Source organism: Streptomyces sp. NPDC002773 (assembly GCF_040295605.1).
Classification (GTDB): Bacteria; Actinomycetota; Actinomycetes; order Streptomycetales; family Streptomycetaceae; genus Streptomyces.
Window position 1 is genome coordinate 120,432 of the sequence record NZ_JBEOVO010000006.1, and the last position, 14,307, is coordinate 134,738.

Sequence of the window (14,307 nt, forward strand, 5' to 3'; positions counted from 1 at the left end):
GGCTACGAAGTGCGTACGTACAGCCCCAAGCCCGGCGATGTCACTCGCCAGTGGCACATCATCGACGCGCAGGACATCGTCCTGGGCCGTCTGGCGACCACGGCTGCGAACCTCCTGCGAGGCAAGCACAAGCCCGTGTACGCGCCCCACATGGACATGGGCGACTTCGTCATCATCATCAATGCTGACAAGGTCCACCTGTCCGGCAACAAGAAGACCCAGAAGCTGGCGTACCGCCACTCCGGCTTCCCGGGCGGTCTGCGCTCCGTCCGTTACGACGAGCTGCTCTCCAAGAACCCCGAGAAGGCCGTCGAGAAGGCCATCAAGGGCATGATCCCCAAGAACACCCTGGGCCGCCAGATGCTCTCGAAGCTGAAGGTCTACGCGGGCGAGAACCACCCGCACGCTGCGCAGCAGCCGGTCCCGTTCGAGATCACCCAGGTCGCGCAGTAGTTCCGGCCACACCCCCTAAGAACGAAAGAAATCTGAGGAGCATCGTGGCCGAGACCACCCCCGAGACCCCCGTCGACGAGTTCGAGGGCGTCGAGGAGTACACCACCGAGACCGAGCTCGTCGAGGGTGAGTACACCTCCGAGTCGCTCGCGTCCCGCTTCGGCGACCCGCAGCCGGCCGCCGGCCTGGGCCGTCGCAAGAACGCCATCGCCCGTGTCCGGATCGTTCCGGGCACCGGCAAGTGGAAGATCAACGGTCGCACCCTTGAGGACTACTTCCCCAACAAGGTGCACCAGCAGGAAGTCAACGAGCCCTTCAAGGTGCTCGAGCTCGACAACCGCTACGACGTCATCGCCCGCATCGCGGGTGGCGGTGTCTCCGGTCAGGCCGGCGCCCTGCGCCTCGGCGTGGCCCGTGCGCTGAACGAGGCGGACGTCGAGAACAACCGCCCGGCGCTGAAGAAGGCCGGCTTCCTCTCCCGCGACGACCGTGCGGTCGAGCGCAAGAAGGCCGGTCTCAAGAAGGCCCGTAAGGCCCCGCAGTACAGCAAGCGTTAATCGCCTGCTCGGTCTGCTTTCGTACGCCCCGGCGGCACTGCCCGTGCCGTCGGGGCGTACGTTTTTTCATAACCTTTTGCACCTTTCTTCTTTCTTCGGTTCTTTCATCGGCTTGGGCACGTATCTCGGAGGACAGCTGTGGGACGACTCTTCGGCACGGACGGCGTACGCGGTGTCGCCAACGCGGACCTGACGGCGGAGCTGGCGCTCGGCCTGTCGGTCGCGGCGGCGCACGTGCTCGGCGAGGCGGGCACCTTCGAGGGCCATCGGCCGGTCGCCGTGGTGGGACGTGACCCCCGCGCGTCCGGAGAGTTCCTCGAAGCCGCCGTCGTGGCGGGGCTCGCCAGCGCCGGCGTCGACGTGCTGCGCGTCGGCGTCCTGCCCACCCCGGCCGTGGCCCACCTCACCGGCGTCCTCGGCGCCGACCTCGGTGTGATGCTCTCCGCCAGCCACAACGCCATGCCCGACAACGGCATCAAGTTCTTCGCGCGCGGCGGCCACAAGCTCGCCGACGAGCTGGAGGACCAGATCGAGGCCGTGTACGAGGAGCACCGCACCGGCGCCCCCTGGGAGCGCCCGACCGGTGCCGGCGTCGGCCGCGTCCGTGATTACGAGGAGGGCTTCGACACGTACGTCGCCCACCTCATCGCCGTCCTCCCCAACCGCCTCGACGGCCTGAAGGTCGTCCTCGACGAGGCCCACGGCGCCGCCGCCCGCGTCTCGCCCGAGGCCTTCTCCCGGGCCGGAGCCGAGGTCGTCACCATCGGCGCCGAGCCGGACGGCCTCAACATCAACGACGGCTGCGGCTCCACCCACCTGGAGCTGCTCAAGGCCGCCGTCCTCCAGCACGGCGCCGACCTGGGCATCGCGCACGACGGCGACGCCGACCGCTGCCTCGCCGTGGACGCGGCGGGCAACGAGGTCGACGGCGACCAGATCCTCGCCGTCCTCGCCCTCGCCATGCGCGAGGCCGGGACGCTGCGCGGCGACACCGTCGTCGCGACCGTCATGTCCAACCTGGGCTTCAAGCTCGCCATGGAGCGCGAGGGCCTGAACCTCGTCCAGACCGCGGTCGGCGACCGTTACGTCCTGGAGTCCATGAAGGAGCACGGTTACGCGCTCGGCGGCGAGCAGTCGGGCCACGTCATCGTCCTCGACCACGCCACCACCGGCGACGGCACCCTCACCGGCCTCATGCTGGCCGCCCGGGTCGCCGCCACCGGCAAGTCGCTCGCGGACCTCGCCGGGGTGATGGAGCGGCTGCCGCAGATCCTCATCAACGTGAAGGACGTCGACAAGTCGCGCGTCGCGACCTCCGGCGACCTCGCCGCCGCCGTCGTCGAGGCCGAGCGCGAGCTCGGCTCCACCGGCCGCGTCCTGCTCCGCTCCTCCGGCACCGAGCCGCTGGTCCGCGTCATGGTCGAGGCCGCGGACATCGAGCAGGCCCGCGCGGTCGCGCAGCGCCTCGCGGACGTCGTGAAGTCGGCACTGGGCTAGGGGCGCTAGGCTTTCTGAGGCATCGTCATGCACAGGAGGGCCCCCACCGTGCCGGTGGGGGCCCTCGCGCGTTCGTCCGTTCCTCAGCCCTTCGGCGTACGTGCGGTGGGCCGGCGCCAGTGGCCGCGCTGCGTGCGCCACAGCAGCTTCTGCGCGTACAGCGTCACGATCCCGGCCAGCATGATCCCGAAGAGGTTGAGCAGCAGCTGCTCGACCGACCCCCACATCTGGCCCACCTCGCCGTAGCTGAGCGCCACGGCCGCGTTCGCGGCCGCCGGGACCGTCGTCACCGAGATCGCCACGCCCACGAGCGCCCCCGACTTGGCGGAGGTCAGCGAGAGGGTGCCGGCCGCGCCCGCGAGCAGCGCCACGACGAACGAGAACGGGTCCGGCTGCCAGATGAAACTGGTGTTGGGGCGGTCCCCGTCCAGCCGCTCCCTGGTGAACAGGTCGAGCGCGTCCATCCCCAGACTGAACAGCGTCGTCGCCGCGATCGCCGCCGCGAAGCCGACGAGCAGCGCGATCAGCGACCGCGCCGCCAGCTTCGGAGCGCGCCGCACCACCGCCGTACACACGCCGGCGAGCGGGCCGAACTCCGGGCCGACCGCCATCGCGCCCACGATCAGGACCGCGTTGTCCAGGACGACACCGCAGGCCGCGATCATCGTCGCCAGGATCATGAACGCGCAGTACGTGATCGAGAGCGTCGACTCCTCGTGGGTCGCCCCCGTCAGCTGCTCCCAGATCACCGCGTCCGCGGCCTCGCCCGGCGCCTCCTCCTCGGCCGCGTCCGCGCGCGTGGAGAGGGAGAGGTCGATGTTGCCGACGGCGATCGAACCGTCCTGAGCGATCCTCAGCTCACGCAGTTCGCCGAGGAGTTCGTCGCCCGCCTCGCGGGCCACGTCGCACATCACGACGTCACCCACGGGGTCCCGGGCGGCGCCGGGGAGCACCACCAGATGGGTGGTGCCGACCGTCGACTCGATCACCTTGACCGCGTCCAGGGTGCGGTCGGAGGGGACGATCATGCGGAGATGCAGCATGCGACAGAGCTTACGGACGGCCGGGGGTCGGGGAAGAGGCAGAGCTGACGGACGGCCCGGACTCAGGGGGGTCAGAGCTTGCGGAGGCTCAGCCGCTGCACCTTGTGGTCGGGGCCCTTGCGGACCACCAGGGTTGCCCGGCCGCGTGTCGGGGCCACGTTCTCCAGGAGGTTCACCTTGTTGATCGTCCGCCACATGGTGCGGGCGTAGTCGAGGGCCTCATCCTCGGAGACCTGCGTGTACCGCTGGAAGTACGAGGAGGGGTTCTGGAATGCGGTGTCGCGGAGCTTGCGGAAGCGGTTGAGGTACCAGCGTTCGATGTCCTCGGGGCGCGCGTCCACGTACACGGAGAAGTCGAAGTAGTCGGCGAGACCGACGCGGGTCCGCCCGTCCTTGCCGGGCAGCGCGGGCTGGAGGACGTTCAGGCCCTCCACGATCAGGATGTCCGGGCGGCGGACGACGAGCCGCTCGCCGGGGACGCGGTCGTAGATCAGGTGCGAGTAGACCGGCGCCGTGACCTCCTCCTTGCCCGCCTTGATGTCGGCGACGAACCGGGTCAGGGCCCGGCGGTCGTACGACTCGGGGAAACCCTTACGGGCCATGAGCCCGCGCTCCCTCAGCTCCTCCATCGGGTAGAGGAAGGCGTCCGTCGTCACCAGCTCCACGCGCGGGTGCTCCGGCCAGCGGGCGAGCAGGGCCTGGAGGAGACGGGAGACCGTCGACTTGCCGACGGCCACCGAACCGGCGACCCCTATGACGAAGGGGGTGCCGCGCTGCTCCCCGCTCTCGCCGAGGAAGGTGTTGAGGGCGCCGCGCAGGCCGCTGGTGGCCTGCACGTACAGGTTGAGCAGCCGGGACAGCGGCAGATAGACGTCCCGTACCTCGTCGAGGTCGATGACGTCCCCGAGCCCGCGGAGCCGTTCGAGCTCGTCGGCGGTGAGCGGCAGCGGCGTCTTGTCGCGCAGGTCGCTCCACTCGGCCCGGGTGAAGTCGACGTAGGGGGTCGCTTCGGAGGGGCGCCGGGGCGAGGAGCCGTTGCCGTTGCCGGAGGAGGCCTTGCCGGAGGAGCCGTGGCCGGAGGCGCCGGTGCCGTGGGGGTCGTTGCCGTGGGGGTCGTTCTCGGCCGGGCTTCGTGGCGGCGAAGTGATCACCCCGCCATTGTCGGGGGTCCGGGACGTCCGTGGGTCGTGGGGTCGGTCACGTGGCGCAGGGCGTTGTCCGTGCCCTGCCCTAGGGTGATCACGTCGTTTGCCGCGTGGGTCCGGTCTGCACGCGGGGGGAGCCGCCGCGCGGCGGCACGAAGAGAAGCAGAGAGTACCCACACATGCGTACGTCCTTCCGAACCGCCGCCGTCGCCGCCACCGCCGTCTCCCTCGCGCTGCTCGTCACCGCCTGCGGGGGCGGGAAGGAGAGCGCCGACCAGGGCAAGGGCAAGGAGAGCGCGGCGCCCAGCGCCTCCGCCACGACGAGCAGCGCGCCCCCGGCCAAGGCGCTGTCCGTCGCCGAGCTGGAGAAGCTGATCGTCGAGCAGGCCGATCTCCCCGGCTACCAGGTGAAGAAGACGCCGGCCGCGGAGATCGTCCCGCCCTCCGCGGTCGCGGCGGACAAGCCGTCCTGCAAGCCGTTCGCGGACGCCATGTCGTACATCGCCACCGGAAACCCGGCCGCGTCCGCGTACCGCAGGGCCATCGAGGTGCCGAAGACCGACGGCGCGACGGCGTCCCCCGAGGACATCATGGGGGCGCTGGGCGCACCGGCGACGGGCGTGACCCTCGGCTCGTACGACGGGCAGGGCGCGCAGGACGCGTTCGCCTCGCTGAAGAAGGCCGGGACCGAGTGCGCGGGCGGCTTCACGCTCATCGGCGGCGGCGAGAAGACGAAGATCATGAAGGTCGAGCCGGAGACGGTCTCCGCCGGTGACGAGGCGCTCGCCTGGACGGTGACCACCGACGTGGCCGGGCTGCCGTTCGTCACCAAGCTGGTCACCTTCCGCGAGGGCGGCACGCTGGCCTCGTTCTCCACCCTCAGCTTCGGCGGCCCGGTCACGTCGCTGCCGACGGCGATCATCACGGCGCAGGACAAGAAGCTCGGCTGACGCGCCCGCCGACGCCCGCCCGCTGACCCGCGCCCGCTGACCCGCGCCCGCCGACGCGCGCCCGCCGAACCCGGCCGACTCCGGGCCTCCGGGCGCCATCCGCCCTAGGCTTCCGTCATGTGTGGAATCGTGGGATACGTCGGCGGGCAGTCGGCGCTTGATGTGGTGGTCGCGGGTCTCAAGAGGCTCGAATACCGGGGCTACGACTCGGCCGGGGTCGCGGTGCTCTCCGACGGAGGGCTCGCCGCGGCGAAGAAGGCGGGCAAGCTCGTCAATCTGGAGAAGGAGCTCGTGGAGCGGCCGCCGGCCGACGGGTCCGTGGGCATCGGACACACCCGCTGGGCCACCCACGGCGGGCCGACCGACGCCAACGCGCACCCGCACCTGGACAACGCGGGCCGTGTCGCCGTCGTCCACAACGGCATCATCGAGAACTTCGCCGCCCTGCGCGAGGAGCTCGCGGAGCGCGGCCACGACCTGCTCTCCGAGACGGACACCGAGGTCGTCGCCCACCTCCTCGCCGAGGAGTTCTCCTCCGTCGGCGACCTCGCGGAGGCCATGCGGCTCGTCTGCCGGCGGCTCGACGGGGCGTTCACCCTGGTCGCCGTGCACGCCGACCAGCCGGACGTCGTCGTCGGCGCCCGCCGGAACTCGCCGCTCGTCGTCGGCGTCGGCGAAGGCGAGCACTTCCTCGCCTCCGACGTGTCCGCCTTCATCGCCCACACCCGCTCGGCCATCGAACTCGGCCAGGACCAGGTCGTCGAACTGAGCAGGGACGGCGTCACCGTCACCGACTTCGACGGCACGCCCGCCGACGTGCGGTCCTACCACGTGGACTGGGACGCCTCCGCCGCCGAGAAGGGCGGCTACGACCACTTCATGCTCAAGGAGATCGCCGAGCAGCCCAAGGCCGTCGCCGACACCCTCCTCGGCCGGATCGACGGCTCGGGACGGCTCACCCTCGACGAGGTGCGCATCCCCGACCGCGTGCTCCGCGAGGCCGACAAGGTCGTCGTCATCGCCTGCGGCACCGCCTTCCACGCCGGGCTCATCGCCAAGTACGCCATCGAGCACTGGACCCGGATCCCCTGCGAGGTCGAACTCGCCAGCGAGTTCCGCTACCGGGACCCGATCCTCGACCAGCGGACCCTCGTCATCGCGATCTCCCAGTCCGGCGAGACCATGGACACCCTGATGGCGCTCCGGCACGCCCGTGAGCAGGGCGCGAAGGTCCTCGCCGTCTGCAACACCAACGGCTCGACCATCCCCCGCGAGTCGGACGCCGTGCTCTACACGCACGCCGGGCCCGAGGTCGCCGTCGCCTCCACCAAGGCCTTCCTCACCCAGCTCGTCGCCTGCTACCTCCTCGCGCTGTACCTGGGGCAGGTGCGCGGCACCAAGTGGGGCGACGAGATCCACGCCGTCGTCCGGGAGCTCGCCCGCATCGGCGACGAGGTCGAGCGGGTCCTCGCGACGATGGAGCCGGTACGCGCCCTCGCCCGCTCCCTCGCCGACAAGGACACCGTCCTCTTCCTCGGCCGGCACGTGGGCTACCCCGTCGCCCTCGAAGGTGCCCTGAAGCTGAAGGAACTGGCGTACATGCACGCCGAGGGCTTCGCCGCCGGTGAGCTCAAGCACGGGCCGATCGCGCTCATCGAGGAGGACCTGCCCGTGGTCGTCGTGGTGCCCTCGCCCAAGGGCCGATCCGTCCTCCACGACAAGATCGTCTCCAATATCCAGGAGATCCGGGCCCGCGGGGCGCGGACCATCGTCATCGCGGAGGAGGGCGACGACGCCGTCGTCCCGTACGCCGACCACCTCATCCGGATCCCCGCCACGCCTACGCTGCTCCAGCCGCTGGTCTCCACGGTGCCGCTCCAGGTCTTCGCCTGCGAGCTCGCCACCGCGCGGGGCAACGAGGTCGACCAGCCGCGCAACCTGGCCAAATCCGTGACCGTGGAGTGAGTGGGAAATGATCATTGGGGTGGGGATCGACGTGGCGGAGATCGACCGTTTCGCCGCGTCGATCGAACGGACACCGGGGCTGCTCCAGCGCCTCTTCGTCGAACGGGAGCTGCTGCTTCCCAGCGGCGAGCGGCGCGGGCCCGCCTCGCTCGCGGTGCGGTTCGCCGCGAAGGAGGCGCTGGCGAAGGCGCTCGGCGCGCCGGGCGGGCTGCACTGGACGGACGCCGAGGTGTACGTCGAGGGCACCGGGCAGCCGCGGCTGCGGGTGCGCGGGACGGTGGCGGCGCGGGCGGCGGAGCTGGGCGTGAAGAACTGGCACGTCTCGCTCAGCCATGACGCGGGGGTGGCGTCGGCGGTGGTGATCGCGGAGGCGTGACGGCGTGTGCGGGGGGTTGTACGGGGGCGTGCGCGGGCGTACGGGGCGGTGGTCGGGGCGCGGGGGTGAAAGGGCGTCAACCCGCCTCCCCGGGCAGGGGTCTGACGACTGCGGCAGACTGCTGACCATGCGTACCGCTCACCGCGTGGAGACCGTACGGGCCGCCGAGGCCGCCCTCATGGCCCGGCTGCCCGAGGGCGCCCTCATGGGGCGGGCCGCCGCCGGGCTCGCCGCCGCCTGCTGCTCGCTCCTCGGGAAGGGACGGGTGTACGGGTCCCGGGTCGTCCTTCTCGTCGGCGGCGGCGACAACGGCGGCGACGCCCTCTACGCCGGCGCCCGGCTCGCCCGGCGCGGTGCCGGTGTCACCGCCGTCCTGCTCGGCGCCCGCGCCCACGAGGGCGGGCTCGCGGCCCTCCGGGCGGCGGGGGGCCGGGTCGCGGACGACCCGTTCGAACCGCTTGCCGCCGCCGACCTCGTCCTCGACGGCATCACCGGCATCGGCGGGCGGGGCGGGCTCCGGCCCGACGCCGTGCCCGTCGCCCGGGCCGCGCGCGGCTCCGACGCCGTCGTCGTCGCCGTCGACCTGCCGAGCGGCGTCGACGCGGACACGGGCGAGGTGGCGGGGGAGGCGCTGCGGGCGGACGTGACCATCACCTTCGGCGCGTACAAGCCGGGGCTGCTCGTCGACCCCGGACGGGAGTACGCGGGCGCGTTGCGGCTCGTCGACATCGGGCTCGCCGACGAACTGCCGGGCGTGCCGGACGTGGAGGCGCTCCAGCACCAGGACGTGGCGCGGCTGCTGCCCGTACCCGGCGCCGGGAGCGACAAGTACCGGCGCGGAGTCCTCGGTGTCGTCGCCGGCTCCGCCCGCTACCCGGGAGCGGCCGTCCTCACCGTCGAGGGGGCGCTGCGGGGCGGGGCGGGGGCCGTGCGGTACGTCGGGCCCGCCGCCGACGCGGTGATCGCCCGGCACCCCGAGACCCTCGTCCACGCGGGGCCGCCGTCCGCGGCGGGGCGGGTGCAGGCCTGGGTGGTCGGGCCCGGCCTCGGCGACGAGCCGGGCGTGGGGGAGGTCCTCGCCTCGGACGTCCCGGTCCTCGTGGACGCGGACGGGCTCCGGGGCCTGGACCCCGCGCTCGTACGGGCCCGCAGCGCCCCGACCCTCCTCACCCCGCACGCGGGAGAGGCGGCGGCGCTGCTCGGTGCGGCCCGCGAGGAGGTGGAGGCGGGGCGGCTCGCGGCGGTACGGGAACTGGCGGGGCGGTTCGGGGCGACGGTGCTGCTCAAGGGGTCGACGACGCTGGTGTACGGGCCGGACGGCGGCCCCGTACGGGTGAACCCGACCGGGACCGCCTGGCTGGCGACGGCCGGCAGCGGCGACGTCCTCTCGGGCCTGGCAGGCTCCCTCCTGGCAGCCGGCCTCCCCCCACTGGACGCGGCCTCGTGCGCCGCCTACCTCCACGGCCTGGCGGCGCGTCGGGCGTCGGGGGGGCGGGGGCCGGTGACGGCGTCGGAGGTGGCGGGGGCGGTGGGCGAGGCGTGGCGTGACGTGAACGCGGGCTTGTAGGCCCGGGGCCTTCGGAGGCGCCCCCGCCCCGGCGCCCACCCTCCCCCAGACTCCGTCCGGGGGGACCCCCACGCCCTGCGGGACGATTGCCCACACGGGCCGCAACGCCGAGAAACCCTGGGACGTTCCGCGCAAGGGCGACCGGGAAAGCGGTTCGGGAGCTGACACCTGAGAGACTGGGCGCGATGACTGAGACACCGCCGCCCCGCAGAGCCCGCGCCGAGATCGACCTCGGCGCGCTGCGTGCGAACGTCCGCACGCTGCGCGCCCGCGTCGCCCCCCACGTCCGGATCATGGCCGTGGTCAAGGCCGACGCGTACGGACACGGCGCCGTCCGGTGTGCCCGCGCCGCCCTGGACGCGGGCGCGGACTGGCTCGGGACCGCCACCCCGCACGAGGCGCTCGCGCTGCGGGCCGCCGGGATCACCGACGTCCCCGTCATGTGCTGGCTCTGGACGCCGGGCGACCCCTGGGACCAGGGCATCGAGGCCGGTCTCGACATGTCCGTGAGCGGGATGTGGGCCCTGGAGGAGGTGCTGGAGGCGGCGCGCCGCACCGGCGGCACCGCCCGTATCCAGCTCAAGGCCGACACCGGACTCGGCCGCAACGGCTGCCAGCCCGCCGACTGGCCCGAGCTGGTGGAGGCGGCCCTGAAGGGCGAGGCCGACGGCCTCGTCAAGGTCACCGGCCTCTGGTCGCACTTCGCGTGCGCCGACGAGCCCCACCACCCCTCCATCGCCGTCCAGCTCGACGTGTTCCGCTCGATGCTCGACCACGCCGAGCAGGCCGGCGTCGAGCCCGAGGTCCGGCACATCGCCAACTCGCCCGCCACCCTCACCCTCCCCGAGGCCCACTTCGACCTGGTGCGGCCCGGCATCGCCATGTACGGCATCTCACCCAGCCCCGAACTCGGCACCTCCGCCGATCTCGGTCTGAAGCCGGTGATGTCCCTGAAGGGCAGCATCGCGCTCGTCAAGCGGGTCCCGGCCGGGCACGGCGTGAGTTACGGGCACCATTACGTCACCGAGCGCGAGACCACCCTCGGCCTCGTGCCGCTCGGTTACGCCGACGGCGTCCCCCGGCACGCCTCGGGCCGCGGCCCCGTCCTCGTCGACGGCGCGGTCCGTACGGTCGCCGGGCGGGTCGCCATGGACCAGTTCGTCGTCGATCTCGGCGGGGACGAGCCGGAGGCGGGCACCGAGGCCGTGCTCTTCGGATCCGGCGACCGGGGCGAGCCGACCGCCGAGGACTGGGCGGTGGCCGCCGACACCATCGCGTACGAGATCGTCACCCGGATCGGCGCGCGCGTCCCGCGCGTCTACCTGGGCGAGTAGCGAGCAAGGGGGAGGGTCGACGTGGGCGAGGTGACCGGTATCGGTGGCACCACCGTCCCCAGCAGCTGGCGGCGCGCCGGGTTCGCCGGCGCCGCGATAGGCGTCCTGGCCGCCGGCGCGGCCGCCGGGGTCGCCGTCGAGCGGCTCACCGTCGGCCGTTCCGTACGCCAGAAGGCGCGGCTCGCCCTCGACGCCACCGGCCCCTACGGCGGCCTGCGCGGCACCCCGGGCCGGGCCCTCGCCGACGACTCGACCGTCCTGTACTACGAGGTGGACGAGGTCGAGACGGACACCCCGCCCGCCCGCCGCCGCAGGCTCTTCGGGCGCAAGGAGCCCGCCCCCGTCACCGTCGTCTTCAGCCACGGCTACTGCCTCAACCAGGACTCCTGGCACTTCCAGCGGGCGGCGCTCCGCGGTCTCGTCCGAACCGTCTACTGGGACCAGCGCAGCCACGGCCGCTCCGGCCAGGGCGTCTCCCAGGCCGGTCCCGCCGCGGTGCCGGTGGCCATCGACCAGCTGGGCCGCGACCTCAAGGCAGTCCTCGACGTCGCCGCGCCCGAGGGCCCGCTCGTCCTCGTCGGGCACTCCATGGGCGGCATGACGATCATGGCGCTCGCCGACCGGTACCCGGAGTTCGTCCGGGACCGGGTCGTCGGCGCCGCCTTCGTCGGCACCTCGGCCGGGAAGCTCGCAGAGGTCTCGTACGGGCTGCCGATCGCCGGCGTCAACGCCGTCCGCCGGGTCCTGCCGGGAGTGCTGCGGGCGCTCGGCGCCCAGGCGGAGCTGGTGGAGCGGGGCCGCAGGGCGACCGCTGACCTGTTCGCCGGGCTGATCAAGAAGTACTCGTTCGCGTCGAGGGACGTGGACCCGGCGGTCGCCCGGTTCGCGGAGCGGATGATCGAGTCGACCCCGATCGACGTCGTCGCCGCCTTCTACCCGGCCTTCGCCGAGCACGACAAGGCCGCCGCCCTGCCCGTCTTCCGTGACGTGCCGGTGCTCGCGCTCGCCGGGGACAACGACCTGGTGACGCCCAGCTCCCACACCGAGGCCATCGCCGATCTGCTCCCCGACGCGGAGCTCGTCATCGTCCCGGACGGCGGCCATCTGGTGATGCTGGAGCACCCGGAGGCGGTCACCGACCGCCTCGCCGACCTGCTCGTACGGGCGGGTGCCGTCCCGGAGACGGCGGCGACGACGGGCCCGGCGAATCCGGACACCGGCAACGGATAAATTGGCGGGTATGGAAGCAGCGCACCCGCCCGTCTCCGGCGCCACCCTCTCCGTCGACTCCCCCCAGCAGATGCAGGAGCTCGGCCGCCGCCTCGCGAAGATCCTCCGCCCCGGCGACCTCGTCATGCTCACCGGCGAGCTCGGCGCGGGGAAGACCACCCTGACCCGGGGCCTCGGCGAGGGGCTCGGGGTGCGGGGGGCGGTCACCTCCCCGACGTTCGTCATCGCCCGCGTCCACCCGTCCCTGGTCGGCGGCCCGGCCCTGGTCCACGTGGACGCGTACCGCCTCGGCGGCGGTCTCGACGAGATGGAGGACCTCGACCTGGACGTTTCCCTGCCCGAATCGGTCATCGTCGTCGAATGGGGTGACGGCAAGGTCGAGGAGCTGACCGACGACCGGCTGCACCTCCTCATCCACCGGGTGACCGGCGACACCGACGACGACCGGCGCACGGTCGTACTGCGCGGGATCGGCCCGCGGTGGGCCGACGAGGACCTGGGCGTGCTCTGAGCGAGGGGTACGCGGTGGACACGCGGGTACGTAGATTCCGACAACGTGTCGGGAAGGTGTTGCGTCGTTCGTACGTGCCGTGGTGACATGGACCCATGAGCTGGTTAGGTGTACCTAACCTACGGGAGGCATGCATGGCGACGCCGGAGCGCGCGGAACACACCCGGGACCACGTCTCGATGAGTGACCTGCTGGCGTCCTGCGTGGCCGCCCGCGCGCTCTCGACACCACCCCGGAACCTGCGGCCGGACCAGGCCGACGGGGAGGGGCGGGAGGAGCCCGCCGACGTGCGGGACGAGGCCGCGTAGAAACGCCTGGAAACGGGCGTACGGCCTCGGCTCAGGCGACGACGACGACCTTCGCGCCGATCACCGCGAACAACCACAGCGCGTCCCCGTCGGCCCGCTTCATCCGGACGCCGCCCGTCTTCTTCGTCGGGTCCGGGCTCGGCATCGAGCCGTCGACCGCCGCGCTGAAGCCGATCGCCACGTCCTGCGCCGTCGCGAACCGCACCACGTGCTCGATCTGCACGCCGTCCGAGCCCCGGACCGAACCCGAACGGGACGTCACGCCGTACGTCCCGGGCGCCGGGTCGACCGTGCTCGGCATCACCGGGAACGTACGGGTCGCCTTGCCCTTCGCGTCGACCAGCCACACCCGGCGGTCGGAGAGCGCGTACACGACCCGCTCACCCGTGCCCGAGTTCGCCGGGACGGCCAGCGGGTCCGTGGTCGGCTGCTTCGGGCCGCCGCTCGGCGAGATCGAGGGGGCTGCGGTGGCCGACGTCCGCGGCTTCTCCTTGAGATCGGCGGGGACGTCGGCCGAGGCCTGGTACGCGAGGAAGCAGACCGCGGCGACGGCCGCCGCCGTGAGCCCGGCCACGATTCCCGAGCTGCTCCGTGCCACCGTGCCCACCTCTCGTACGAACGTATCGAAGGGTGACGGTAGCAGCCGGGGGAACGAGGGGCCGGGCGCCGTGCCCGGGAGCCGTAGGCTGTTCGCGTGCTGTTGCTCGCCATGGATACCGCCACCCCCGCCGTCACCGTCGCCCTCCACGACGGCGAGGCCGTCGTCGCCTCGTCGAGCCAGGTCGACGCCCGCCGCCACGGGGAGCTGCTGCTGCCCGCCGTCGATCGGGTCCTCAAGGAGGCCGGGCTGAAACTCGACGCGGTCACCGGCCTCGTCGTCGGCGTCGGCCCGGGGCCGTACACCGGCCTGCGCGTCGGCCTCGTCACGGCCGCCGCCTTCTCCTCCGCCCTCGGAGTGCCCGTCCACGGACTGTGCACCCTCGACGGCCTCGCGTACGCCTCCGGGATCGACGAGCCCTTCGCCGTCGCCACGGACGCCCGCCGCAAGGAGGTCTACTGGGCGCGTTACGACGACTCCCGCACGCGCGTGACCGACGCGGCCGTCGACCGGCCCGCCGACATCGCCGAGCGGCTCGCCGGCCTCCCCGTCGTCGGCGCGGGCGCCCGGCTCTACCCCGAGGCGTTCCCCGACGCCCGCGACCCCGAGCACCAGTCGGCGGCGGCGCTCGCCGCGCTCGCCGCGGAACGGCTCGCGACCGGCGGCGAGGGCTTCCTCGACCCGCTGCCGATGTACCTGCGCCGCCCCGACGCGCAGGTGCCGAAGAACTACAAGGTGGTCACACCGAAGTGACCGGCGCCGTGGAACTGCGG

General features: G+C 72.7%; 15 protein-coding genes. 12 read left to right on the forward strand and 3 right to left on the reverse strand.

The features are described from left to right. Positions 1-9 precede the first annotated feature (9 nt). The 3 genes from rplM (at position 10) to glmM (ending at position 2,507) form a co-directional block, all read left to right on the forward strand. A complete protein-coding gene (gene rplM, locus ABT034_RS10680; protein WP_053646145.1) occupies positions 10-453 on the forward strand; it encodes a 50S ribosomal protein L13 in 444 nt (147 codons plus the stop codon). Positions 454-497: 44 nt separating this feature from the next. After that, positions 498-1,010, forward strand: coding sequence for a 30S ribosomal protein S9 (gene rpsI, locus ABT034_RS10685; protein WP_015035601.1), 513 nt, complete (start codon positions 498-500; stop codon positions 1,008-1,010). Positions 1,011-1,148: 138 nt separating this feature from the next. Further along, positions 1,149-2,507 carry a phosphoglucosamine mutase gene (gene glmM / locus ABT034_RS10690; RefSeq protein WP_351213449.1) on the forward strand — a complete coding sequence of 453 codons (1,359 nt, stop codon included), beginning with the start codon at positions 1,149-1,151 and terminating at the stop codon, positions 2,505-2,507. 83 nt (positions 2,508-2,590) lie between these two features. Here glmM and ABT034_RS10695 read toward each other — a convergent pair whose 3' ends face one another. Together ABT034_RS10695 and coaA are read right to left on the reverse strand one after the other, a co-directional pair. Further along, positions 2,591-3,550 (reverse strand): DUF389 domain-containing protein, encoded by a 960-nt coding sequence (locus tag ABT034_RS10695; protein ID WP_351213451.1) that lies wholly within the window; start codon positions 3,548-3,550, stop codon positions 2,591-2,593. 71 nt (positions 3,551-3,621) lie between these two features. Beyond that, on the reverse strand, positions 3,622-4,701 hold the full coding sequence (gene coaA, locus ABT034_RS10700; protein WP_351213453.1) for a type I pantothenate kinase: 1,080 nt from the start codon (positions 4,699-4,701) through the stop codon (positions 3,622-3,624). A 173-nt stretch (positions 4,702-4,874) separates the two neighbouring features. Between coaA and ABT034_RS10705 the strand changes: the two genes are divergently transcribed. The 8 genes from ABT034_RS10705 to ABT034_RS10740 all read left to right on the forward strand — a co-directional run bounded on the left by ABT034_RS10705 (position 4,875) and on the right by ABT034_RS10740 (position 12,936). Next, positions 4,875-5,645 carry a hypothetical protein gene (locus ABT034_RS10705; protein WP_351213455.1) on the forward strand — a complete coding sequence of 257 codons (771 nt, stop codon included), beginning with the start codon at positions 4,875-4,877 and terminating at the stop codon, positions 5,643-5,645. Positions 5,646-5,762: 117 nt separating this feature from the next. Continuing rightward, the gene (gene glmS, locus ABT034_RS10710) at positions 5,763-7,610 is read left to right on the forward strand and encodes a glutamine--fructose-6-phosphate transaminase (isomerizing) (RefSeq protein ID WP_351213457.1); all 1,848 of its coding nucleotides are present in this window, start codon (positions 5,763-5,765) and stop codon (positions 7,608-7,610) included. A gap of 7 nt (positions 7,611-7,617) precedes the next feature. Continuing rightward, positions 7,618-7,986 (forward strand): holo-ACP synthase, encoded by a 369-nt coding sequence (locus ABT034_RS10715; protein WP_351213459.1) that lies wholly within the window; start codon positions 7,618-7,620, stop codon positions 7,984-7,986. A gap of 127 nt (positions 7,987-8,113) precedes the next feature. Beyond that, positions 8,114-9,553, forward strand: a complete 1,440-nt coding sequence (locus ABT034_RS10720; protein WP_351213461.1) for an NAD(P)H-hydrate dehydratase — start codon at positions 8,114-8,116, stop codon at positions 9,551-9,553. 185 nt (positions 9,554-9,738) lie between these two features. Continuing rightward, entirely contained in the window at positions 9,739-10,887 is a 1,149-nt protein-coding gene (gene alr / locus ABT034_RS10725; RefSeq protein WP_351213463.1) for an alanine racemase, read from the forward strand. Positions 10,888-10,908: 21 nt separating this feature from the next. Continuing rightward, a complete protein-coding gene (locus tag ABT034_RS10730) occupies positions 10,909-12,117 on the forward strand; it encodes an alpha/beta fold hydrolase (protein ID WP_351213465.1) in 1,209 nt (402 codons plus the stop codon). Positions 12,118-12,127: 10 nt separating this feature from the next. Continuing rightward, positions 12,128-12,628 (forward strand): tRNA (adenosine(37)-N6)-threonylcarbamoyltransferase complex ATPase subunit type 1 TsaE, encoded by a 501-nt coding sequence (gene tsaE / locus ABT034_RS10735; protein WP_351213467.1) that lies wholly within the window; start codon positions 12,128-12,130, stop codon positions 12,626-12,628. A gap of 134 nt (positions 12,629-12,762) precedes the next feature. Continuing rightward, positions 12,763-12,936, forward strand: coding sequence for a hypothetical protein (locus ABT034_RS10740; protein WP_351213469.1), 174 nt, complete (start codon positions 12,763-12,765; stop codon positions 12,934-12,936). Positions 12,937-12,967: 31 nt separating this feature from the next. On the opposite strand, the gene ABT034_RS10745 is transcribed toward ABT034_RS10740, so the two are convergent. Then, positions 12,968-13,510 (reverse strand): hypothetical protein, encoded by a 543-nt coding sequence (locus ABT034_RS10745; protein WP_351213752.1) that lies wholly within the window; start codon positions 13,508-13,510, stop codon positions 12,968-12,970. Positions 13,511-13,630: 120 nt separating this feature from the next. On the opposite strand from ABT034_RS10745, the gene tsaB reads away from it, so the two are divergent. Next, the gene (tsaB, locus tag ABT034_RS10750; RefSeq protein ID WP_351213471.1) at positions 13,631-14,287 is read left to right on the forward strand and encodes a tRNA (adenosine(37)-N6)-threonylcarbamoyltransferase complex dimerization subunit type 1 TsaB; all 657 of its coding nucleotides are present in this window, start codon (positions 13,631-13,633) and stop codon (positions 14,285-14,287) included. The last annotated feature ends 20 nt before the right edge of the window (positions 14,288-14,307 follow it).